Origin of the sequence: Streptomyces sp. KM273126, assembly GCF_004337435.2 — a bacterium.
Taxonomy (GTDB): Bacteria; Actinomycetota; Actinomycetes; order Streptomycetales; family Streptomycetaceae; genus Streptomyces; species Streptomyces acidicola.
The window spans coordinates 2,605,120-2,625,607 of sequence record NZ_SJXB02000002.1 but is presented as its reverse complement, the minus strand read 5'-3'; the positions used below and the strand labels follow the sequence as shown (position 1 = coordinate 2,625,607).

19 protein-coding genes and 4 pseudogenes are annotated in these 20,488 nt (G+C 68.2%); 10 read left to right on the top strand and 13 right to left on the bottom strand.

Annotated elements, in window-relative coordinates:
• Positions 1-57: 57 nt before the first annotated feature.
• Both E0500_RS42270 and E0500_RS42265 read right to left on the bottom strand, forming a co-directional pair.
• On the bottom strand, positions 58-708 hold the full coding sequence (locus E0500_RS42270) for a DJ-1/PfpI family protein (protein WP_131559463.1): 651 nt from the start codon (positions 706-708) through the stop codon (positions 58-60).
• Between the two features lie 85 nt (positions 709-793).
• Positions 794-1,861 (bottom strand): alpha/beta hydrolase, encoded by a 1,068-nt coding sequence (locus E0500_RS42265; protein WP_131559465.1) that lies wholly within the window; start codon positions 1,859-1,861, stop codon positions 794-796.
• A 294-nt stretch (positions 1,862-2,155) separates the two neighbouring features.
• On the opposite strand from E0500_RS42265, the gene E0500_RS42260 reads away from it, so the two are divergent.
• A complete protein-coding gene (locus E0500_RS42260; RefSeq protein WP_131559467.1) occupies positions 2,156-3,106 on the top strand; it encodes an alpha/beta hydrolase in 951 nt (316 codons plus the stop codon).
• A 108-nt stretch (positions 3,107-3,214) separates the two neighbouring features.
• Here the strand turns inward: E0500_RS42260 and E0500_RS42255 are convergent, their stop codons facing one another.
• A complete protein-coding gene (locus E0500_RS42255) occupies positions 3,215-3,550 on the bottom strand; it encodes a hypothetical protein (protein WP_131559469.1) in 336 nt (111 codons plus the stop codon).
• 67 nt (positions 3,551-3,617) lie between these two features.
• Positions 3,618-5,108, bottom strand: a complete 1,491-nt coding sequence (locus tag E0500_RS42250; protein ID WP_181587430.1) for an SDR family NAD(P)-dependent oxidoreductase — start codon at positions 5,106-5,108, stop codon at positions 3,618-3,620.
• 298 nt (positions 5,109-5,406) lie between these two features.
• Between E0500_RS42250 and E0500_RS42245 the strand changes: the two genes are divergently transcribed.
• A complete protein-coding gene (locus E0500_RS42245) occupies positions 5,407-5,847 on the top strand; it encodes a MarR family winged helix-turn-helix transcriptional regulator (RefSeq protein WP_131559473.1) in 441 nt (146 codons plus the stop codon).
• A gap of 269 nt (positions 5,848-6,116) precedes the next feature.
• Positions 6,117-6,779, top strand: a complete 663-nt coding sequence (locus E0500_RS42240) for an NADPH-dependent F420 reductase (RefSeq protein WP_131559475.1) — start codon at positions 6,117-6,119, stop codon at positions 6,777-6,779.
• Positions 6,780-7,327: 548 nt separating this feature from the next.
• Here E0500_RS42240 and E0500_RS42235 read toward each other — a convergent pair.
• Positions 7,328-7,741: a cytidine deaminase gene (locus E0500_RS42235; protein ID WP_131559477.1), complete on the bottom strand. Its 414-nt coding sequence runs from the start codon at positions 7,739-7,741 to the stop codon at positions 7,328-7,330.
• A 53-nt stretch (positions 7,742-7,794) separates the two neighbouring features.
• Positions 7,795-8,412, bottom strand: a pseudogene (locus E0500_RS42230) (transposase); the annotation flags it as partial.
• A 113-nt stretch (positions 8,413-8,525) separates the two neighbouring features.
• On the opposite strand from E0500_RS42230, the gene E0500_RS42225 reads away from it, so the two are divergent.
• Positions 8,526-9,095 carry a hypothetical protein gene (locus E0500_RS42225; protein WP_131559479.1) on the top strand — a complete coding sequence of 190 codons (570 nt, stop codon included), beginning with the start codon at positions 8,526-8,528 and terminating at the stop codon, positions 9,093-9,095.
• The gene (locus E0500_RS42220) at positions 9,088-9,327 is read left to right on the top strand and encodes a hypothetical protein (protein WP_131559481.1); all 240 of its coding nucleotides are present in this window, start codon (positions 9,088-9,090) and stop codon (positions 9,325-9,327) included. The genes E0500_RS42225 and E0500_RS42220 overlap by 8 nt, the downstream gene beginning before the upstream one ends.
• A gap of 682 nt (positions 9,328-10,009) precedes the next feature.
• Here the strand turns inward: E0500_RS42220 and E0500_RS42215 are convergent.
• Positions 10,010-10,612, bottom strand: coding sequence for a TetR/AcrR family transcriptional regulator (locus E0500_RS42215; RefSeq protein ID WP_131559483.1), 603 nt, complete (start codon positions 10,610-10,612; stop codon positions 10,010-10,012).
• A gap of 85 nt (positions 10,613-10,697) precedes the next feature.
• Between E0500_RS42215 and E0500_RS42210 the strand changes: the two genes are divergently transcribed.
• Both E0500_RS42210 and E0500_RS42205 read left to right on the top strand, forming a co-directional pair.
• A complete protein-coding gene (locus tag E0500_RS42210; protein WP_131559485.1) occupies positions 10,698-11,543 on the top strand; it encodes an NAD(P)H-binding protein in 846 nt (281 codons plus the stop codon).
• Positions 11,544-11,965: 422 nt separating this feature from the next.
• A complete protein-coding gene (locus E0500_RS42205) occupies positions 11,966-12,130 on the top strand; it encodes a hypothetical protein (protein WP_165934865.1) in 165 nt (54 codons plus the stop codon).
• Positions 12,131-12,600: 470 nt separating this feature from the next.
• Here E0500_RS42205 and E0500_RS44745 read toward each other — a convergent pair.
• The 3 genes and pseudogenes from E0500_RS44745 to E0500_RS42195 all read right to left on the bottom strand — a co-directional run.
• Positions 12,601-12,934 (bottom strand): annotated as a pseudogene (locus tag E0500_RS44745) (indole acetimide hydrolase); the annotation flags it as partial.
• A 220-nt stretch (positions 12,935-13,154) separates the two neighbouring features.
• Positions 13,155-13,571 (bottom strand): YeeE/YedE thiosulfate transporter family protein, encoded by a 417-nt coding sequence (locus E0500_RS42200; protein WP_131559487.1) that lies wholly within the window; start codon positions 13,569-13,571, stop codon positions 13,155-13,157.
• On the bottom strand, positions 13,571-14,227 hold the full coding sequence (locus E0500_RS42195; RefSeq protein ID WP_131559489.1) for a YeeE/YedE family protein: 657 nt from the start codon (positions 14,225-14,227) through the stop codon (positions 13,571-13,573). Before E0500_RS42195 ends, E0500_RS42200 begins: the two co-directional genes overlap by 1 nt.
• A gap of 1,379 nt (positions 14,228-15,606) precedes the next feature.
• Here E0500_RS42195 and E0500_RS42190 point away from each other — a divergent pair.
• Positions 15,607-15,849 (top strand): annotated as a pseudogene (locus tag E0500_RS42190) (transposase); the annotation flags it as partial.
• A gap of 137 nt (positions 15,850-15,986) precedes the next feature.
• A complete protein-coding gene (locus E0500_RS42185) occupies positions 15,987-17,042 on the top strand; it encodes a hypothetical protein (protein WP_131559493.1) in 1,056 nt (351 codons plus the stop codon).
• A gap of 89 nt (positions 17,043-17,131) precedes the next feature.
• Here E0500_RS42185 and E0500_RS44740 read toward each other — a convergent pair whose 3' ends face one another.
• From E0500_RS44740 to E0500_RS42175, 3 genes and pseudogenes are all read right to left on the bottom strand, one after another.
• Positions 17,132-17,524, bottom strand: a complete 393-nt coding sequence (locus E0500_RS44740; protein ID WP_258573807.1) for a hypothetical protein — start codon at positions 17,522-17,524, stop codon at positions 17,132-17,134.
• 72 nt (positions 17,525-17,596) lie between these two features.
• Positions 17,597-17,882, bottom strand: a pseudogene (locus E0500_RS44735) (galactokinase); the annotation flags it as partial.
• 240 nt (positions 17,883-18,122) lie between these two features.
• A complete protein-coding gene (locus E0500_RS42175; RefSeq protein ID WP_131569999.1) occupies positions 18,123-18,776 on the bottom strand; it encodes a trimeric intracellular cation channel family protein in 654 nt (217 codons plus the stop codon).
• Positions 18,777-18,987: 211 nt separating this feature from the next.
• On the opposite strand from E0500_RS42175, the gene E0500_RS42170 reads away from it, so the two are divergent.
• The gene (locus E0500_RS42170) at positions 18,988-20,256 is read left to right on the top strand and encodes an amidohydrolase family protein (protein WP_131569997.1); all 1,269 of its coding nucleotides are present in this window, start codon (positions 18,988-18,990) and stop codon (positions 20,254-20,256) included.
• Positions 20,257-20,488 lie beyond the last annotated feature (232 nt).

Here is a 20,488-nt window from a genome sequence, read left to right as displayed (position 1 = left end):
TGTGCGCTGGGGCCGAAGCCCGCGCACGGCACGTACATGGAAATGAGTGAATCGCCGTCATGCCAGGGAAACCGGGGCGCCCGTGGCGCTCCAGACCGTGCCGCGCCGTTCATGCCTGATGAGTCCCGAGACGGCGTGGGCGATGCGGGGTCCGACCTCGCGTTCGACCAGGTACAGGGCGAGGTCGATGCCGGAGGTGACATTGCCGCAGCTGAGCAGGTTGCCGTCGTCGACCATGCGGGCCTCCACCGGGACAGCCTTCGTTCCGGCGAGGTCCTGGCCCCGCTCGTGAGTGACCAGCGGACGGCCGTCCGCCAGGCCGGCGTGGGCGAGGAGGATGGAACCCCCGCAGACGGTGGCAACGGTCATGTCCGGGCGGGCCAGCGCCTCGCTCAGCCGGCCCGGCAGATCCGTGGACCCCGCCTGGCTGAGAATCCAGCCGATGCCGCCGGCGACGCCGGGATCCAGCGAGAGGCCTCCCGCGGCGCCGGGGACGACGATCACGCTCTTCTTGTTCACGTCCACGGCGGAGGTCGCGGTGAGCTTGATCGACGGGAATCCACTGGGTACTTCCCGTGCGCCTTCGGCACTGACGAACTCGGTGGACACCGCTCCGCCGGAGAACTCGCCTGCGGAGTGGAAGACTTCGAAGGGTCCAAGGACATCGAGGGGGTCGAAGCCGTCGTAGAGCGCGATCTGTACGTGCATGTCACATGTCCTTTGGATAGTCATAGTCAGGAAGAGCGGTCGGTGAAACAGCGCCGGAGGTAACCGGAGTTAAAGGGGAAACCGGTCAGCCCAGCATCCGGCGCAGCGCATGAGCACTTGCGGTGACGGCCTCGTTGAACCGGGGGCCGAGATGGACGAACGGCAGGAAGCCGTGCGGCAGGTCTGCTTCGCGGACGGCTGTGACCGTGACACCCGCGGAGCGAAGCTTGTCGGCGTAGGACTCGCCCTCATCACGCAGCGGATCGAATCCCGCCGTGACGAGGTGCGCCCGCGGCGTGTCCGGGGCGACCTCGCCGTAGACGACCGACACATGCGGATCCGTGCGGTCCGCTCCAGGGGGAAGGTAGTGGTCCTGGAACCAGCGGATGTCGTCGTCGGTAAGCAGGAATCCCTTGCCGTATGTGTCCCGGGACGGGTGACGAGTGGCCAGGTCGGTGGCGGGATACAACAACCACTGCCCCGCCGGGACGGGGCCGTGCCCCCGCCCGGCGGCACGACGGGCGGTTACCGCGGCGAGCGTGGCCCCCGCGCTGTCCCCACCGACCACGATCCGGTTCGGGTCGATGCTGAATTCCTCTGCCCGCGAAACGGTGTCGTCGAATGCTGCCAGTGCATCGTCCACCGCAGCGGGGAACGGGTCCTCGGGGGCGAGCCGGTAGTCCACCGACAGCACTCGGTGGCCTGAGTGTTCGGCGAGAAAGCGTCCCACGTGGTCATATCCGGCGCGGCTGCCGATCACCCAGCCTCCGCCGTGGAAGAACACCAGCGCCCCGGACGTTCCGGGGCAGGACGCGGGTTCGTACAAGGTTGCTTCCAGAGCGTTCTGCCCGCTCTTCAGGCATACGTCGGACACCGTCACCGCCCGCGTCGGCCGCCGGCCGGCGCGGAGCATCGGTGCGTTGCGCTCCAGCGCCGCGCGGGACACCTCCGGTGAGTCCTCGACCACCAGAGCCGACTCCTTGTCGCCGAGGGAGCGGATCAGCAAGCGGGCATCGACGGCCAGCGTTTCACCATCCACGATGATCTCCGGTCCCGCCATCGCCGACCGCATCTGATCCGGCAGGCGGCCCAGCAGCCCGACCATCACCTCCTGCGCCCGCACCCCCATCGGCACCGAGGTATCCCTGGCCATGCCGGCTCCTCCCACTGAGTTACAGCTTGACTGAAAGAACGTTTCAGGCAGACTGTAACTCAACGAAGAGGGTCACGCCAGTGAGTGCCAACGCGACGCGGAGCCGCTTGCAGGACACGATCCGGCTGACGGCGCCGGGCGTGACAGAGGTGGGCCACCGGCTCCGTGGCTCCGGCAGGCCGGGCAAGCGGTGATCGTCCACATGGATGCTGCCATCGCGCGGCGTGCGAGCCGGCGAGCGGCTCGGCGCTTCTCCGGCGCGGCTTACGCAGTGACAGGAAGAAAGAGGAACCAATGACGGTACCCATGGACACCGAGATCGCGGCCGCGCTGTCCCCGATTATTGCGGCGGCGGAGGCTGCTCCCCCGCTGGCACCCGGCGACTGGCAGACCCGGCGGGAGGTGTTCGGCACGGCAATAGCCGCTCAGGCCGCAGAGCTCAACGCCCCTCCCGGCGTCACGGTCACACCCTGCTCGGCCACGGCCGGCGACGGGACTACGATCCCCTTGCGCCTGTACCAGCGGCAGGACACCCAGAGGGCGTCACTGGCCGTCTACCTTCACGGCGGCGGGATGTTCCTCGGCAGCCTTGACACCCACGACACACAGTGCCGCATCTATACACACCTCTCCGGCGTCGCGTTGCTTTCGGTCGGCTACCGCCTCGCCCCCGAGCATCCGCACCCGGTCCCCGTAGAGGACTGCTACGCCTCTCTGCGCTGGGCCGCGGCGAACGCCGCCGACCTCGGCATCGACCCCGCTCGCATCGCGATCATGGGAGACAGCGCCGGTGGTGGCCTCGCAGCCGCCGTGGCCCTTCTCTCCCGGGACCGCCGCGGCCCTGCCCTGGCAGCCCAGATCCTGATCTACCCCATGCTCGACGACCGGACCATCGTCGCCCAGCCCGACCTCGCCGACACAGCAACCTGGAGCGCAGAGGACAATCTCACCGGCTGGCGCTGCCTGTTGGGTGATGCCGCAGGCGGCCCTGACACCCCCGCCTATGCCGCCCCCGCCCGCGCCGACAACCTGGGCTCGCTGCCACCCGCTTACATCGAAACAGGCCAGCTCGACATTTTCCGTGATGAGAACATCGCCTACGCACAACGGCTCAGCCGCGCCGGGGTACCCGTCGAGCTCATCCAGTACCCCGCCGTACCCCACGCCTTCGACACCTTCGACCCCGCAGCAGCCGTCAGCCGCCGCGCGGTCGACAATCGCGTACGGGCACTGGGCGCCCTGTGAGCGCCGGCCAACGGCTCTTCAGGCCGGGCGGGTGCTGGAGCGGGTGGAGGCGACTGGAGGTGCCGGCCTCCACATTCGATCCTTTGCCGGCAGAGGGGAGGTGACGTATCAGTGGTGCCAGGCATGGCCGCCGGTGTTGCGGGTGAAGCGCTGGAGGACCTTGAGGGTCTGGACGTATTCCTCGTCCGGGATGCCTGCGTGACGCTGCTCCCGAAGCTGGTCCATGACCTTGCCGGCGCGATCCAAGTGGCGACGGCCTGCGGGGGTGAGGCCGAGAGTGCTGCTGTCGGTCTCGGTCGCCCAGCCGAGGGCGAGGAGGATGTCGACGGCTTCGCCGGTGGGGCGGTCCCCGGGGCTTTGGTAACCGTGCAAGAGGGAGGTCAGCAACCAGCGCCAGCAGCCGGGCCACCCCGACCTCACCCAGGCGTTCGACGGCTCGCGCACAGAGCACCCGCTCCCACCGGTTGCGGGCATGGATGTGTCGTGATCATGAAGCACTAGTCACGAAGCACTACTCCGCCGAGTTCGAGACGGATGCGGTCGCGCGGTTGGCGGCTTCCCACAGGGCCGTGCCGAGCTCCTGGCTCTGGAGCTGGGCAGAACCCTTGGCGCGGCGGGCGTGGACGAAGTAGGCGCCGGCAAGGGCCTGTTGGCGGGTGGCCAGTTCAACCAGCCGTTCGGCGCCTTGGCGAGGGGTGCCGATGAACGGGCGGGCGGCGGTCTTCAGGAGGCTGCCGGTGCGGCCCATGTACCGGCCGAAGTCCGAGGCCATGATGCCGGGGTGGAAGTCGCCGACGTCCACGCCCGGGTTGCGGCGGTGGAACTCGCGTAGCAGCACTCCGGCGGCGAGCTTGGCCCGGGCGTAGGTGCGGTGACCCGATACACGCGGCTCTCCGGCGAGGGCGGCGGCGAGGTTGTGCGGGGAAAGGACGGCGTTGTCGTGGGACCGGGAGTTGGTCAGAAGTACGCGGCCGGTACCGAGCTTCCCGGCCAGCTGTGTCATCAGCAGCCACGGCGCCAGGGCGTTGGCCTGGAAGTTGGCGTCGATCCCGTCGTCGGTGAGGCGCGGGGGCATGACGCCACCGGCGTTGAGGGCCAGTACGTCGATGTCCGGCACGGCGTCGGCCAACTGCGCGGCCAGACTGCGGGTCTGGGACAGGCTGGTGAAGTCGGCCGTGTAGGTGGGCGCGTGCACTTCCTCGCCGATGGCCTTTGTACGTTTCTCGTCCCGGCCCACGAGGTGCAGTATGGCACCTTGGGCGCTGAGCAGACGGGCGGCCTCGGCACCCAGACCCGAGCTCGCCCCCGTCAGCACAATGGTCTTGCCCGTGAGGTTCATGGGAGCGTCATCCTTTCGGCGCGCCGCTGACCGAGAGGCGGTCGGCGGTGGGGCTGGGGGATTCGACGGCGTCCACCAGGCACTGGGCCAGGTCGGCGCGGCTGATCGCCAGGGGCGAGGGGGTTTGACGTCGGGGTGGGCGGACCAGGCACGTGAGGCGGGCTGGTCGGTCAGCGAGCCGAAGTAGGCGATGGTGAAGTCGAGCCCCGAGGCGGCAAGGATCGCCTCCGCGGTGTCGAAGTCCTGGTAGTCGCGGCGGATGAGCAGCCGGGTCAGCACCTTGAGCGGCCACGCGGTGTGCTGTCGTGAGGCGCCGCTTCCCCAGGCCAGTGGCATGGCGATACGCCGTACCTGATGCAGATGCATGGCGGCCACCAGATTTGCGGTGGCCCGGGCCATCACCGCGGAGCCGGTACGTGCCTTGAGCCAGAGCGGATTGCCCAGTGCGCTGACGATCGCGTCCTGCCCGTCGACAGCGCGGCGTACGGCGGCCAGGTCATCGCCCACAGCCCCCTCCACCATGCGCAGCCCCGGCGTCTCCACCTGCCCTGCACCCCGTCGTACGAGTGCGGTCACCTGGTGTCCGTGCTCCAGGGAGTGGGTGACCACCTGCCTGCCCAGGCCGCCGTTGGCGCCGACCACGAGGAGCTTCATCTCCGTCATCTCACTTCATCTGGATCACCAGGCATCTGCGGTGATCGTCCTGGGGTGTTGGTCGCTCAGGGACAGTCCTGGTGCTCGTCGCCCCGGCAGTGTGATGTTCATGATCGACCCATCGGGAATCACCAACTGTTTCGGTCTCCCCGGGGGGGTGCAGGGGTCATTGCAAGGTCCACTCCATTCACGTTTCAGCTGGCCTGAAACTCGGGGCCCGGCCTTGCGTCGCACCTGCTGAAACTGGAGAGTGCCTGGAATTCCAGTTAAAGTCAAACTGAAACTTTTCGAGGAGGAACGAGGAGTCGTGACCGCCCAGCCACCGCCCACCAGCACCGCCTTCCTGCTCGCCGCCCTGGGACGGCGAGCACGCCATGACGTCGAACGGGCACTCGAGCCGACCGGTTACACGCTGCGCCATCTCTCGGCCCTCGGTCACCTGATGAGGGAACCGGGAATGTCCTACAGCGAACTGGGCCGCAGAGCAGGGATCACCGCACAGAGCGCCCAAGCCACCGTCCGGCAACTGGAAGAGCGCGGTGCCGTCGAGCGCCGCACCGACCCCGGACGAGGCCGCACCGCAGAACTCCACGTCACGGCAACTGGCCAGGAACTCCTGCGAGCGGGGCGCAATGCCTACGCCGACGTGGATGCCGCGTTGGAACGCGTGCTCGGGAAGCAACGGCGCCAAGACCTCACCGGGCTTCTCCTGTCGGCGTTGTCCGGAGGCCCTTCAGGGAAGGACTGAGCGGGGGCAACCACCCCCGTTCCGCCCTTTCGGTTGGAGTGAGCAGCCTGGTCGCCGCCCGGCTAGGCCTTCGGAGGCCTGGGCCGCATCCGGGACACCCGCCAGTTGATGGAGTCCAAGCGGCATACGGGCAAGATCGTCGTACGGGTGTGAGGGCCATGGGTCGGTTGGGGTAGTCGAGGAATAGGCAGGGAGGCACCGGGGTTGACGCACTCCAGGCATATGCGCACGCATGAAACATGGAACGATCTGGACCTGGAAAGGCTGTCATGAAGATCGGCATCATTGGCGCGGGCAACATCGGCGGCAACCTCACCCGGCGGCTCACTGCTCTCGGCCACGACGTCTCCGTCGCCAACTCCCGCGGCCCTGAGACGCTCACCGCGCTGGCCGAGGAGACCGGCGCGACACCGGTCCTGGTGCAGGAGGCGGCGCGCGACGCGGAGGTCGTGGTGATCACGATCCCGGTCAAGGCGATCCCGAACCTGCCGGCAGGCGTCCTCGACGGCGCGGCGGAGAGCGTCGCCGTGATCGACACCGGCAACTACTACCCGCAGCAGCGGGACGGCAGGATCGCGGCGATCGAAGACGAAGGCCTCACGGAGAGCGCCTGGACGGCACGCGAGATCGGCCACACCGTCGTCAAGGCGTTCAACGGCACCTATGCCCAGGACATCCTGGACCGCCCCCGCCCGGCCGGCGACCCCGACCGCCAGGCGGTTCCGGTGGCGGGCGACGACGAGGCGGCCAAGGCGAAGGTACGGGCCCTGATCGACGAACTCGGCTTCGACACGGTCGACACGGGCACCCTCGCCGACTCCTGGCGTCAGCAGCCGGGCACACCGGTGTACGGGCTGCGCGACGGCATCGACGCAGTGGCCAATGCATTGACGGAGGCGTCGCCGGAGCGCCCGTCGGACTTCCGCGGCTAGGGTAAGCCCCGAGCCCGCACTGTCGACCCACCGACCACCACCCTGGTCGTCGCCGGGGAAGGCGCCGAATCCCAAACGCACCAAGGCCGAACCCCTCGGCATCCGCCTGGCCACCCCCGACGAATTCGCCGTACTCATCCCCCACTTCGTCGGCTGATCCCTCCCTACAAGTGTGTCCGTAGCAGTCCAGCGAATGGGAGCAGGCATGCCGGAATGGCTGCGGGCCAGAAAAGGGCAGCCACACCTTGTCCGACGCGCACGTGGGGCCCGGAGTTGAACTCGGGGCCCCACCCTGTTCCAGGCGCTGCGGATGGCAGGAGTCGGCCGAGAACGGACGCCGAACCACCGCATCCCGCCCCCGAAGCTGTGGGTGGCGGCACCCCGCCTCCGGGATGTTCCCGCAGGATTTACTCCGCCCCTGGCGACTGCCGGTCCACTGAGTACGAGCGCAGCTACCTGGCCAGGGCGCAGGCCTTGAGCTGGTGCCGCATCGGACAACATTCGCCCCGTTCTCGGATGACGGTGCCGGCCCGCGCTGAGTGTCGTGGTTACTCAGCGTCGAGCTGGTGGTCGGCCCAGACGTAGCTTTCGGGCAGCAAGTCGGTGATAGGGACGGTTCGGGCGCGGTCGCCTTCGCCAACGATGACCTTGAGGGCGGGGAAGTAGTCGAGAAGGACCTGCCGGCACCGGCCGCACGGGGGAACAACTCCCCGGTCGCGGTCGCCCACAGCGACGATCGTGTCCAGGTCGTAGGCACCCTGGGCGGCTGCCGCACCGATGAGGACCAGCTCCGCGCACGGTCCTCCCGTGAAGTGGTAGGCGTTCACCGCGGTGACGATCCCGCCGTTCCGGGCGCGGGCTGCCGCTGCCATGGTGTGGTTGTCACCCCGGCAGCGAGTGCGAGCCACGTGCGCCGCGGCCTGGATGAGTTCGTGATCGACGTGGTGGGTCTGCGTGGTCATCTTCTCTGCCTTCGTCAGGTGTCAGGCGACGTTGACCCGGGTGACGATGGTGCGCAAGCGAATATCGGCGGTGTGCTTGTTCCGCCAGATGACTCGCCCTCGGCGATCGCGTACAGGTGCTCGACGCGGGCCTTCTTGGTGGCGTAGTCAGGGTCGCGGGAGGTCTTCCAGTTCTTTATGCGTTGAAACGACACGCCCTCCTCACGGAGCAGAACCCGCAGGCCCTCTTGGCTGATGTCGTCGACCACCCCCTCGGCGACCTGGAAGTCTGCCAGCTCGGCCGGGCTCCAGTCGAGAACGTCAGGCGTGCTCGGCCGGCCTGGACTTGGCGATCTTCTTGATCCCCCGGCGCTCCGGAAGCGTGAAGGTCTTCGGGTGGCCGCCCTTGTACTTCGGAGCGAGTCGAAGCCGTCGGCATTGAAGTTGTGGAACACGTCCCGGATCCGGTCGGAGCTGGTGAAGGTCACCTCGGCGATCTTCGCTACAGGCACGCCCTGCGCGGACAGCAAGACGATCTGGGCCCGGCGCCAGGTCACCACCGACCCGGTGCCTCTGCGGACGATCCGCAACAGGCGCTGCCCTTCATCGTCATCGATCTCGCGGACGCGTACTCGTTCTGCCGACCCGGCAAGCCTGACGACACCATGCTGCCCGGACCAGCATCCGAACAGCGCGTCATGTCACTCCAGGGCACAGGTTCTGTGATGCGGCACTTGCACCGGATGAGGCGGGGGTTCCTGCGTCTCCCCTGTCCGCGATGATGGGTGCCGGATAGGGGGGCGAGATGACGCAGTTGTCGCGTGGGGACCTTCGAGAGAAACAGGGCACCGCACCGTCGTCGGTTTCGATGGCTGTGCTGTGGGTGGAGGGCTTCGGCCTGATTCTGGCGATGCCGCTTTTCGGAGTGGTACCAGAGGCGAGGTCAGTCTTCGTGCTGCCCCTGGTTGTGCTCGCGCTGCTCTTCATCAGCTCGTTGGTATCTGCCGCCTTTGTACTGCCCTCCGTTGCCCTCGGCCATTGGCTGGGAGAGCGGCGGGGCAGCGGAAGGCGTTGGTGGTGGGTGGTGACCGCAGCCTTGCTGGTACTGGTGCCCGTGGGGATCCTGTCGTTGGTCGTGGCCTCCTATGAACGAGGACCTGTGTTCGGTTCGTGGCAGGACATCCTCGACTGGTCGCTGTACGCGTCAGCCGTCTACTGCATCTCCATACCGGCGGTGCTGGCTGCGCACAGAGCGGTCCTGCGCTCGGACGCGGGTCACCGACTGTGGTCTGCCGGTCAGATTCTCGGATACGGCTCACTCTTGTTGCTTGTGGAGGCGGTAGGAGTCCTGATGGTGTTGACGGTGCTTGACTGAACCCACGGAGACGCTGGGCCAGTTGCTGATTCTCACCTTCTTTGCCACCGATCAACAGCCGTCAGAAGCCTGCTCCTCGGGGCCGCGGCACGTGCCGCGCCGCCACGAGTTCCAGCTCGTCGTCGAGCACCGTCCAGTGCTCGACCAGCTCATCCATCCCCACCGGCAGTCGCCCCACGAACACGCATATTGCCGGACACTCCAGGTCAGCACCGCCGAAAGTCATAAATGATCAACAGCGTTTGCGACTCGTGACACGTTCGTCAACGGCACCCCAAGTGAAACGACGCAGACCCTCCCGGGCCTTGGTTCGGGAGCATTGAAGAGGTTCTCGGTTCGCCGGTGACTGCTGCGGATGCTGCTATCCGCAGGCATGCTGGCAGGTCTTCTATTGATCCGAAACGGTAGGTGTTCTGGGGTCGTTGATCCCTGCGTGAGTGAAGTGGCGGGGGATGCACGACAGTGAAGCTTCCCCTTGTGACCTGCGAAACGTCGAGGGCGTTGCGGGGAGCCGGAGTTCGGCGACCGGGCACAGGCCGGCCTACCGCGGCAGCTGCGCCGCCCGGGCCGTCTGCCGACCGTGCAGGAGTGCGGGAGTGCGCCGGCAGGCGGCCGGTGTCCCAACGGAGCAGGCTGATGGGGTGGAGTGGCCGGTGGAAATCGCCCCCGCGCGGCCCGTGACGCTGCTACCGACGGGTCCGTCGTGGGCCTCATGAGTTCGCGGTTGGCCGCGCGGGCAGCGGCGAGGTCGTCGTCACGGTCCTGGATCTTGAGTTCCAGGTCGACGTCCTGCTGTTCGCGTGTGGCGACCTGGGCCCGGAGCTGTTCGGTGCCGTCGGGACCGCCGATACCGGACTCTCGCCAGAACTGTTCGCCCGGGCGGTGCGTGGTCCGGCCAGTGATTGCCCTCTGGGTCAGGTGGTCTGGTCGGGGGCCTCGAGGGAGTCGAGCCAGTGGAGGAGGCGGGCTCCCTGGCGGGCCATGATGTCCGGGTCGCGCAGGGCGTTGGCCAGGAGCGACATGCCCTGATAGGCGGAGATGAGGGTGAGGGCGTGGTCGTCCGGGTCGGGCAGGCCCAGGGCGCGGAACTGGTGTCCGGCCCACTCCAGCAGGCGCCGGATCACTGTTCCGGCCTCCGCGTCGAGGGTCCCGTCGGCGCGCTTGTCGAGTTCGACGGCGAGGGTGCCGGTGGGGCAGCCGTAGCGGGCGGCGACTTCGCGCTGGTCGATCCATGCCTCGATCAGGGACTTGAGGCGGTCGCGGGGGTCGGGCAACTGGTCCAGGCGGTTGGTGAGTTCGTCCAGGTGTGCACTGTGCTCGGAGAGCGCGGCCAGAACCAGTTCGTCCTTGGTCTTGAAGTAGTAGTAGACGTTCCCGACGGGAACGTCGGCCGCGCGTGCGATGTCGGCGAGGGTGGTGCGCTCGACGCCCTGCTCGTGCAGGATCCGGGCCGCTTCGGTTGAGAGTCGTCGGCGCTTGTCGGCCGCTCGCGCCCGGGGCTTCGCTGAGTCAGTCACCCAACTCACTATAGACAACGACCCGTGGAGCCGTGCTACGGTCCCCGAAGTAAGTCAGTCAACTAACTAATTCGAGGAGATCGTCATGATCGTGGTGACAGGCGCGACGGGCAACATCGGACGGACCTTGGTGCCCCTGCTGGCCGAGAGGGGCGAGGACGTGGTGGCCGTCTCGCGGCGCCCACAGCCCGAAGGGCTCCCCGCAGGGGTCCGGCACGCTCAGGCGGACGTCGGCAACAGTGCGAGCATGCGGCGCGTGCTCGACGGCGCAGACTCCTTCTTCCTTCTGCTGGGAGGCGAGCTCAACAGCCACGGCGAAAGCCCGGACGCCCTGATCGGCGCGGCACTGGACGCCGGGGTCAAGCGGTTCGTCCTGCTCTCCTCCCAGATCAACTCCACCCGCCCCGAGGCCCTTTCACACACCCGCCTGCGTGACTTCGAGGCCGCCGTGCGCGCCTCCGGAGCCGACTTCACAATCCTGCGTCCGGGCGGATTCGCCTCAAACGCCCTCGCATGGGCCGAGTCGGTACGCGCCCAGCGCACGGTCTTCGCCCCGTTCGGCGATGTGGCCCTGCCCGTCATCGACCCGGCGGACATTGCCGCGGTCGCCGCAGCCGCACTGCACGAAGAGGGGCACGCGGGCCGTACGTACGAACTGACCGGACCCGAGGCCATCAGCCCGCGCCAGCAGGCCGCAGTGATCTCCCAGTCCCTGGGCGAGGACGTCGCCTTCGTGGAACTGTCCCGCGAACAGGCCCAAGCCCACATGGCGCAGTTCATGCCCGAAGAGGTCATCGACGGAACCCTGGACATCCTCGGCGTCCCGCTGCCGGCCGAGCAGGCGATCAGCCCCGATACGGAGAGCGTCCTTGGCCGTCCGGCCAGGCCCTTCGGTGAGTGGGTCGCCCGCAACCTGCCGGCCTTCCAGTAGAACCTGCCCCCGGCCCGCGGAAGGCAACGCGCGCCCGGGGGCATTCTGGCGGCCGGACCGGAGCCAGGCGTGGCCGTGGTTTCTTGGAGATCACTGCGGGGCCGATGCTGCGTCAGCCTCCGGCCATGCCGGTCTGATCATCGACCCGAAGGTGGTTCGGTCGAATCACCTGGCCGCGTGTTCAAGTCGTGCTCATGGTGTGAATCTGCCTTCGCTGCCCTTGTTGCACGCCCCCGGAAGCACGTTGCACGCCCCCGGAAGCACATCGAATCCGCCAGCGGAACCGATACGGACCACGCCCACGAGGGCCGCGGATTGCGCTGGCGGACTTGAGGACGACGGGCTAACGGATGAGCCCCTCGGACACGGCCCACAGTCGAGCCGTGTTGTCGGGGTCCAGGGCATAGGCCGCGACGCAGGCGATGGCACCGGCCCGCTCGCTGACCGGGACGGCCTCCGTGCAGGTCCTCGAAGTATTGGCCGGTGACGCCCTGCACCGTGGGCGAGGCGGCCATCCGCCCGGCACCGACGACCACGACAAGCTCCGGCGGCTGTCCATGGTCACAAGCCAGCCCCTGGCCACGTGATCAGGACCGGCAGAGCGTCCCGTGCGCGCCGAATGAAGATCAGGATGCCTCGGATCCGCTCTCGGCGGTGTCTTCCTCCTCCTCGTGCCACGTGGTATGCCACAGCGAAACCCCATGGGACGCCAGGGAGGAGGACCAGACCCAGGCCGAGGACGACGACAGCCCCGGCTGCACACGTCGGCGCCGACGTCGCCGGTGCCCTGGCGCACGGCGCGGTGAGATGCCCGTGGTCGGCGCGGCCGCGACGTCGGCCGCGAGGCGGACGCCGCCTTCCTGCCACCGATCAGCGGCCCGGCCTGGGCGCCGCGGATGCATGCGCGGGATCCTCGGGGCCGATAGCCAGAGGGCGGTGGGTGGTGCTCATGCCCCATCTTTCCAGTTCAGCGTCACGGCTGGGGAGCCTGACCGATACGGTCGGCGCTGGTGAGTTCGGGCCCGTCCTGTTGCGTGAACTTGACCAGCTTCCAGCCTCAATCAGCCCGGACTCCCACGCGCGGGTCGACCGGTGCGGGAACTCCGACCCGGTCCTCGATCGCCTGGGCCGCGCACAGGCACAGGTCCTCCCGGAACGCGCGCCCGACGATCTGCATTCCGGAGGGAAGCCCGTCGCGGCCGCACCGGGCACGCCCACGAAGCTGGTCACGCTGCACAGGTGCATTCCCGACCCGACCCGACCCGGTCCTGGCCTGCCCTGTCGCGCGACTCCAGCCCCGGCTCGACCGGTGGCCAGGTGAGCGACGGGCCGAGCAACAGCGGGTATGTGTCGAGGGATTCGGCCCACGAGGGGCCCCGTCGCCCGCACCACCAGTCCCCTCCCTGCGCGCGACGCCCGCCTCGCTGCGCGGGCCGACCGGCAAGTACCGCCCGCGGCAACCTCTCGCCCGTCTGAGGGACAGGGCTGTCGCTCGGCCGGGACTGGCGCCTCGACGCCGCAGCCCGGAAGAAGCGTTGGCCGATGGGTGACATCGGCATGGGAAGATCGTGTGTTCTGAACCCTGGTTGTCTTGCTGATCTGCGCCCTCGGTTACAGGCCGCAGGAGCCGCGGTCGAGGTGGAAATACCGGGCGTTGGCCCAGCGGCACAGCCGGATACCGACGGTCACGCCGGCGATTGTGATGAGGGCGGGCAGGTATCCGCTGGCGACCTGGGTGATCGGGATTGCCGGGCACCCGCCTGAGATCGCCCATCCCGTACCGAACAACACCGCGCCGGGGACCACGCCGGCGTGGATGCGCCCTGGGGTGCGGCGGACCCGCAGCAGAGCGAACGCGCACACGATGATCACCACAGCGCCGGCGAAGGAGAGGAACATGCGCAGGTCCTGGAAGGTGAACATGCGGTTCAGCTCGGCGTAGTCCCCGTAGCCGATGTTGGTGACGGTATAGCCGAGGGCCAGTCCGGTGACGATGTTGGCCAGCAGGAGAGCGCCTCGGGTACGCATCAGATCACCTTCCACAGGAGGAACGACACCGCGACGGCGGTGCCGAAGAACACGGCGGTCGCGACGATGCTGACCGGCCGCAGCCGGCCGCAGCCGTTGAGTCCGTGGCCGGAGTTGCACCCACCGGCCAGCCGAGTGCCAAAGCCGACCAGCACGCCTCCCACGAACAGCAGGGCGATCATGGTGATCGGATTGGCGGTAACCAAGTCCCGAAAGCCCGGGCCCATGTCGTACCGGAGTTGGAACCGCCCGGAGGTGACCGCGGCAATAAACCCGCCAAGGAAGATCGACACCAGCAGGGCAGCCTGGGTGACCAGCGGGGCCGGGCGCAGGCTCGTGGTAGCGGGGCTCTCACTCGCCGCCGGTTCGGCGTCCAATTCGAGCGGCTGCGACTTCCCCTGCGGAACCTGCGGCACGGTGGACGCGCCGGTGCCGGTGCCGAAGTGCTCCGCAGTAGCCACGGCGAGCGCCTCAGCGAGAGCTTGATCGTCGGCGAACTCCTCGTCCATCCGCTCAAGGCGGCGTTCGCTGCGCCAGTGCAACACGCGATCCCACGCGGACGACACCCCGAAAGACCGATCGGTGATGAGGGCGTAGTTGATGGTGACCAGAGCGAGCCCGATAGCGCCCGCCCACCAGGGCCAGTAGGTACTCATGCGGGGCCTTTCATCCAATCGGTGATTTGAGCCCACCATCCACGCTTCGAGCTCGCATGATGTGTGCGTGGAGTGGGGTGGCCTGAAGGCTGGGGACTCTGTGCGGGTGGTGACGGTTGGTGATGCCAGGCCGGGTCCGGCGGGGCTGTTGACCCGAACCGGGCCATGGTTTGCGGTGTCGCGGGCACAGGTCCTGACGGCTCAGGTGGCCGTGTTGCTGCAGGCTGAGGGGCGGCGGCGCCGGACGGGTCCGCGCCCGCCATGTCTTCGAGGTGTCGCGCCTGGGCCCCATTGGGCAGCAGGCTGATCGGCACACGCTCGCCGGTGAGTGCCATCTGGTAGCGCGCGCAGCTGCGCCACTGCCCCTCGCTGTCGCAGTAGTAGTTGCGCCAACCCCGCAAGCTCGCCCTGAGCAGGGGGAAAAGGGGGCATCCTTCGGCGTGCGAGCAACTCACGTTGCTCCCTCCTGACCGGCGCACACCACCCGTTCGGGAAGGCGGTTGCCATTCTCGGTTCTTGTTCTTGCCGCGCCTGGTCGACGATCTCAAAGTGTCGAGGAATGCAGGCACGACGTCGTTCTGTGACTGCCCGTCACTGCGGTCAGCCGTGATGCAACCATTGATTCGGCGTCCCGAGCAACCTCAGGAAAATTTCCAAACCCACTACTTGACGCGCATTTAGCGAGATACGTCCAGCGACAGATATGCCCGTCTATCCCACATGTCTGGATATTCACAGGTCGACGAAGAGGTGTTTGGATCGTGATCGACGCCGTGGTCACGGCCTCTGCTCGCACGATTCCCTTCTGGAGAAAGTGAAATCCTTGAGGTTAGTTGTGGCGAGGTTGTAAATATTGCAGATCGTAAATGAAGGTGCTGATGGAAGGGAACCATGTGCCCGACATGCTGCCCGCCGGTCGTGCCGGAAGGTGACCTATCAGGGCTGCCGGCACGTGGAGCAAGTGCTCGCGGGCGTGCCAACGCCTCAGCGGTGCACGTGTGAGTCCGAGGACCGCAGGCGTGCACGCACAGCGGAGGCCATGGCGCTATCGCAACCGGTGCCGGCCCGACGGGGGGCGTCGTCGCGATGCACACATGTTCCTCCGGCGCCCAAATACTCACCGGGCCGAACGGAGGGTGGTTGGTGTGCTCGGCTCGTCGATTGGATAGATAGCCCGGCATGAAGTCCTGAGCCGGAACCATGCCGACGGCGCCGACGTCGCGGCGGCCGCGGGGACGTGAGTGGGACCGGCCCCATGGACGTCGACAGGCCGAACTGGAACCGGCCCCGGAGGGACGACCTCAGCACCCTCCCGCACACGGGCCCGCTCACGCGGCGCAGTCCTACCCGGCGCCAAATGCAGACCGCGGGCGAGCGAGCAGGTCCGCGCTCGCGGCATCGAGCCGGCCATCGCCCGCCGCGGAACCCGGCACGGCACTGAACTGGGCACCTGCCGTTGGGTGGTCGAGCGCACCTTCGCCTGGCTCCATCGCTTCCGACGCTTGCGCATCCGCTGGGAACGCAGGGCTGACATCCACGATGCGTTCCTGCGCCTCGCATGCTGTCTCATCACATATCGCCAAATGCTGGTCCTGACCCGCCCATCTTCCAAAACGGCCTGAGGAGGACGGAGCTGTCGGCGCGGCGGCAGCGATCGGGTCCAAACGGCTGATCACCATCCGGGCTTGACTCTGACGCCGCTGGAGACTTGACGATCGCGCTGTAGGCGACACGCGGATTCTCATCGGAGGCACAAGGCATGCGAGGCAAAGGCATCCACTACGACACCGGCACCTTTCCCAACGGCGATACCTCCCGCCCCGTCTTCGACGCCGACGCCGTCGCGCGGGACATGCGGGTCATCGCCGAAGATCTGCACTGCACCGCGATCCGCATCACGGGCGGCGACCCGGACCGGATCGAGACCACCGCGCGGCATGCGGCGGCCGCCGGGCTGGAGGTCTGGTTCTCGCCGTTCCCCTGCGAGATGACCAACGAACAGATGCTGCCGTACTTCGCCGACTGCGCCGAGCGAGCCGAACGTCTGCGCCATGATGGCGCAGACGTCGTCCTTGTCACCGGCTGCGAACTGAGCCTGTTCGCCCGCGGGTACCTGCCCGGCGACACCTTCAACGAGCGCATCCCGATCCTTGCCGGCCCCGACCGCGAAGCCGCACTCCGACCCATCCCCGACAAGGTCAACGCCTTCCTCGGCGACGTCGTCCGCACCGTCCGCCCTCTCTTCGCCGGCCCGGTCAGCTACGCCTCGTGCCCCCTGGACGGCGTGGACTGGAGCCCGTTCGACATCGTCGGCCTGGACGCCTTCCGGGGCCTCCGCAACGCCGCCACATACCGCGACGACCTGCGCAAGGAATTCACCCACGGCAAGCCGGTCGCCATCATGGAAGTCGGCTGCTGCACCTTCCATGGGGCGGGCGACTACGGCGGCTCGGGCTGGTACGTGGCCATGGAGCCGGACGGTGTCACCCCCAAGCCGGATCTGGTGCGCGACGAGGGCGAGCAGGTCCGCTACCTCGACGAGCTCATGCCCATCTTCGAAAGCGAAGGCGTCGACTCCGTCTTCTGGTTCAGCTTCGCCGGCTACGGCACCCCCCACCGTCTGTCCGGACCGGACCCCGACCTCGCCTCCTACGGCATCGTCAAGATCCTCGACGAGCACAGCGGCTACCCGACGGACGCGCGTACGTACCCGGACATGCCCTGGGAACCCAAGGAGGCGTTCCACTCCCTGGCTAACCGCTACCAGGCCCTCAAGCAGCATGGAACCTCCCACGAGCACTTCGATAACCGATAGTGCCTGTGGGGCGACTGAAGATCAGAACAGGAGGCTCCTGCTGCATTGGCGAGATGGGTGCAGCTCTGCGGTTGGGAAGTGCTGAGCTGTCAGTTCGCTGATCGGAGCTGCCGTTCGATTGTCGCCCTCCGGATCGGTTCCGTCTCCGGTGTCCGGGGCGGGGGAGGCTGCGTGGCAGGCGGCAGCGGTGGTGGGGGCGAAGGGGGTGGGGACGGGGGTGACTCCAACGCCGGCAGTACGGGGCCGCCCGTGTGCAGGCGTGCGATGGTCAGCTCGGCCCGGCGGCGCGCGGGCGACGCGTCGTCGCGTTCGTAGAGATAGCGGATGCGGGCGCGGCCGACGATCTCGGTGGACAGCAGCCGGTAGCCAAACGCGTGGGCGATCTCCTCGACGTTGCGCTGAAAGACATTCTCCAAGCGGCCGAGCAGCAGCTCGACCCGGCCCCGGCCGTCGAAGCGCGCTACGACCTCCTCGTCCTTCACCAGCCCACGCTCCGCCCGGAAAGACCGTCAGCCCCGTACTGATGTGCGGGGCTGACGAGGCTACCGGAACGCTCAGCCCACCCGCCGGGCCCCTGGCCGCCGGCACCGCCTTGAACACCCGCGGCCTGGTCAAGCCCGCGGTGGCGAAGGCTTCCCCGACCGCCTTGGTCTTCGTCTCCACGTCGGCCACCTCCGTCAACACGATCACCGAGCTGCCGAAGCCGCCGCCGGTCATGCGCGCGCCAAGGGCGCCGGCGGACAGGGCGGTGTCCACGACCAGGTCCAGTTCCCGGCAGGAGACGCGGAAGTCGTCGCGGCGCGAGGCATGGCCCGCCACCAGCAACGGGCCGACTGCCCGCTGGGCTTCCTACGGCCACTCTCGCTTCGTACGGTGGCCGTATGCGCAGGGACGGGGCTCCCCGGCTGCGGCTGGTCGTGCTCACGGACGACGACCCCGGTCCGCGGCTGTGCCGTGGGTGCGGTGGTCCGCTGATGCCGTCGGCGAAGGCAATGCCCTCCAGGGCCGAGAGCTCGGCCGGGTCAATTGTGACGCCGTGGACGTGCTGTGGCGGCTCTCCGGATGTCGGATGGCATGGGGTCATGACGCAGCGTCGCCCGAGCTGTCGTCGGACCCGGCGATGCCGTCGGCGCGGCGCGGCCCTGGCGCGTTGAGCCCGTAGTGGTCGCCGATCATGCGCAGCGTGAAGCAGGCGACGGCCGCCCCCAGTGCGGCGGGCACACCGTAGACGCCGGTGCGTTCGCATGCAACGGTGATCCCGGCCCCCAGCAGCGCGGGGATCGCGTACAGGTCTGCGTACAGCACCGTCGGCAAGCGCAGCACCAGCATGTCGCGCAACGTGCCGCCGCCGATCCCGGTCACCATGCCGAGCAGCACCGCCTGCGGCGCGCCGATGTGATACTCCAGCGCTGTGGTCGCACCGGTGACCGCGAACAGACTGAGGCCGGCCGCGTCGAACACCGTGATCAGGGTCGTGTAGCGCTCCAGGTGCCGCCACAGCAGGAACGTGACCATGCCGCCGGCTACCGCGACCGCCAGGTACCGCCAGTCGCTGAACGTCGCCGGGGGCAGTGCGCCGGCGAGCACGTCCCGGAGCACGCCACCGCCCAGGGCGGTCACCATGGCGAGCCCGAGCACGCCGACGATGTCCAGACGTGCCACCCGCGTCGCGGTGAGCGCGCCGTTCAACGCGAACGCGAAGGTGCCCAGCAGGTCGAGTACGAGGTGCAACATCCCATAGCCATGCCACGTCGACCCCTCACCTGTCCCGCCGTCGCTCGTCTTGAAGCCCTCGGCACTGTCTCACCAGGTCACAGTGCGCGCACCGCGTTGACCCGAACGGCCGACACGCGATGCGCGATCTGTCGCCCCACTGGATCCTGGACCCCGGCGGACCGATGGCGAGCGATTGATACCTGGTGGGGCGCAAGCGGAGGGTAACGCTGTGACAAGACGTGGCTGTGATACGGAACAGGGCGCGGTAGTCCTGATCGCCGACCGGAGCTGGGACGGACTCGCGGACCGGCCCTCCGGGCACACCGAGGTGGCGGTGCGCGACGGTCGGATCGCAGAGGTGGGGGCGGCCGTCGACCGCGCCGGCGCCGAGGTGGTCGAACTCGGCGATCGCATGCTGCTGCCGGGACTGATCGACTGCCACATCCACACCACCGTCGATCCCAGCCGACTCCTGCGGGCCTTCGTGTCCGACGGGTCTGCGGCGATCGCGCTGAGCGCCTTGCCGGTACTGCGTAACCTGCTCCACCGTGGCTTCACCACGATCCGCGATCTGGCCACCTTCGCCGCCGAGCCGGTCACACTGTATCTGCGCGACGCCATTGCCCGTGGTCACATCGTGGGGCCGCGGATGATCGTCGCGCCGTACCTGATCTCCGCGCGGGGCGCGCATGGCGACGCCTCGACGCTGCTCGCCTCACACTTCAACCGCGAGATCGGCGCGCTGGCAGACGGCGCGGACGAGATCACGCGCAGGGTGCGCGAGAACATCCGTGCCGGCGCCGACTGGATCAAGTTCGGCGCCACCGGCGGCTTCGCCACTCCCTCGGACGATCCCACACAGACCACCTACACCCAGGAGGAGATGAACGCGCTGGTCGCCACGGCCCGCGAACTGGGCATCCCCTGCACACCGCATGCCTACGGCGACGAAGGCGTCTCGCGTGCCGTCACCGCCGGTGTTCGCTCGATCGAGCACGGCAACTTCGCTTCGGCGTCGACACTGACCCAGATGACAGAACGGGGCGTGTTCCTCGTGCCGACCCAGTTCATGGTCCTCGACGCGCTCGACCACCTCGACGACGACAGCTACTGGGAGGGTAAGGATCCAGCGGAACGGGTGAAGTTCACCCGCTACGCCGACCAACTCCGGGAGTCCGCGCACAACGTGGCCGCGAGCAACGTGCGCATCGCGTTCGGCACCGACGCCGGCATGTTTCCGCACGCCGACAACTGGCGCGAGTTTCCGGCGATGGTCAAGTCCGGTATCGCCACCGTGCGGGCCCTTCGCGCTGCCACCAGCGTCGCCGCCGACCTGCTCGACCGGCCCGACCTCGGACGCCTCCAGCCCGGCGCGACCGCCGACCTGGTCGCCCTGCCCGCCGACCCCTTCGACGACATCACGGCCGTTGCGGGCGTCGACTTCGTCATGCAGGACGGCACCGTGCACCGCACTCCCACACCTGGGGCCGCCAGGTAAGTCCCCACGGGCCGCCAGGTCGCCAGCTCCTGTGCCATCCCCCGCACCAGCACCGTCGCTCTGCGCCGTGCCGTGCTGGGAAGTCCTCCGTCGCGCACATGACTACGGCCAAATCGACCGTAGTGCAGGCGACTTCGGGACGTCCGAAGAGTCCGCACTTCCCTGCGCTCGGCGATGAGTGCCCAGCTCATCTGTGCACGCGTGTACGGGCATTCACAGCAGGGCGTTCTTC

What these genes read in the sequence shown, in the direction of transcription:
- E0500_RS42270 (WP_131559463.1), bottom strand. Translation starts at nt 708, where the DNA reads ATGCACGTACAGATCGCGCTCTACGACGGCTTCGACCCCCTCGATGTC.
- E0500_RS42265 (WP_131559465.1), bottom strand. Translation starts at nt 1,861, where the DNA reads ATGGCCAGGGATACCTCGGTGCCGATGGGGGTGCGGGCGCAGGAGGTG.
- E0500_RS42260 (WP_131559467.1), top strand. Translation starts at nt 2,156, where the DNA reads ATGACGGTACCCATGGACACCGAGATCGCGGCCGCGCTGTCCCCGATT.
- E0500_RS42250 (WP_181587430.1), bottom strand. Translation starts at nt 5,108, where the DNA reads ATGACGGAGATGAAGCTCCTCGTGGTCGGCGCCAACGGCGGCCTGGGC.
- E0500_RS42240 (WP_131559475.1), top strand. Translation starts at nt 6,117, where the DNA reads ATGAAGATCGGCATCATTGGCGCGGGCAACATCGGCGGCAACCTCACC.
- E0500_RS42235 (WP_131559477.1), bottom strand. Translation starts at nt 7,741, where the DNA reads ATGACCACGCAGACCCACCACGTCGATCACGAACTCATCCAGGCCGCG.
- E0500_RS42225 (WP_131559479.1), top strand. Translation starts at nt 8,526, where the DNA reads ATGACGCAGTTGTCGCGTGGGGACCTTCGAGAGAAACAGGGCACCGCA.
- E0500_RS42210 (WP_131559485.1), top strand. Translation starts at nt 10,698, where the DNA reads ATGATCGTGGTGACAGGCGCGACGGGCAACATCGGACGGACCTTGGTG.
- E0500_RS42205 (WP_165934865.1), top strand. Translation starts at nt 11,966, where the DNA reads ATGGCACCGGCCCGCTCGCTGACCGGGACGGCCTCCGTGCAGGTCCTC.
- E0500_RS42200 (WP_131559487.1), bottom strand. Translation starts at nt 13,571, where the DNA reads ATGCGTACCCGAGGCGCTCTCCTGCTGGCCAACATCGTCACCGGACTG.
- E0500_RS42195 (WP_131559489.1), bottom strand. Translation starts at nt 14,227, where the DNA reads ATGAGTACCTACTGGCCCTGGTGGGCGGGCGCTATCGGGCTCGCTCTG.
- E0500_RS42185 (WP_131559493.1), top strand. Translation starts at nt 15,987, where the DNA reads ATGCGAGGCAAAGGCATCCACTACGACACCGGCACCTTTCCCAACGGC.
- E0500_RS42175 (WP_131569999.1), bottom strand. Translation starts at nt 18,776, where the DNA reads ATGTTGCACCTCGTACTCGACCTGCTGGGCACCTTCGCGTTCGCGTTG.